1 protein-coding gene is annotated in these 801 nt (G+C 34.8%); it reads right to left on the bottom strand.

Annotated elements, in window-relative coordinates; translation table 11 throughout:
* Nucleotides 1–435: 435 nt before the first annotated feature.
* The coding region (locus tag HMPREF2937_RS13715) for a hypothetical protein (RefSeq protein ID WP_180364628.1) at nucleotides 436–801 on the bottom strand (366 nt) is incomplete at its 5' end.

Genomic DNA, 801 nt, shown 5'->3' on the forward strand with positions numbered 1-801 from the left:
GCTTGAATTGAATCGAATGTTGCGTGTTCTTGTAGGTTTACTAATTGATATGCCATGAATTTTTCCTTCTTTCTTTAGAGGAACAAAAAAGAGTGTAAACCGATATTATCACGGCTTACACTCTTCATAGATGTTGGCATCAATGAGCAGTATCTCTTCTTTCTAGTTTCATTTTGATACATTTATGTTGCAGTTTTACTTTTATTCTTGTAAGATAAGGGTATCAAATGAATAAGAAATCAGGACACCTAAAGTGCGCCGATAGTCGTGTTATCGGTAGCGGCTAATTACTGCGGTCAACAGTAATTAGTGCTGGTGTTCTTTTTCGTTCATTTATTTAATGTAATCCTATCATTAATTTACAAAAAACTAAAGCGTTAACATAAAATTAAAAAAGAGAGCGGCTAAACAATAGCTGCTCTCTTTTTTTATGGTTTAAGAACCTTTTTCATGTTTGAATTTTTGATTGTCTTTAATAGCAGGGTCGCCGCCTTTATCTAAAGAAACCTTTTTGATTTTATCGTCAACGATAGTCACCATGTATGGACTTGTACCTTCATCTGTTTTAGTATCTTCATAATAGTTATTCAGACCTGCAAGGCGTTTGCCTTTGATTTCTTTAGGTTGATAAGTATTAGAAAATTGAATTGTTTGTTTGGTCTCATAGACATGATCCGCTGAGCCTACCCCTTTTGGAAAATTATAATTACGTGCCGTTGATAGTTCTAAGACACCTGAACCGATCGTGTGTAAATCGACTTTTTGTGCTTTCGGCGGTTCGTATTTAACGGTATCTAACTC

This window comes from Staphylococcus sp. HMSC061G12 (assembly GCF_001838465.1).
Lineage (GTDB): Bacteria > Bacillota > Bacilli > Staphylococcales > Staphylococcaceae > Staphylococcus > Staphylococcus simulans.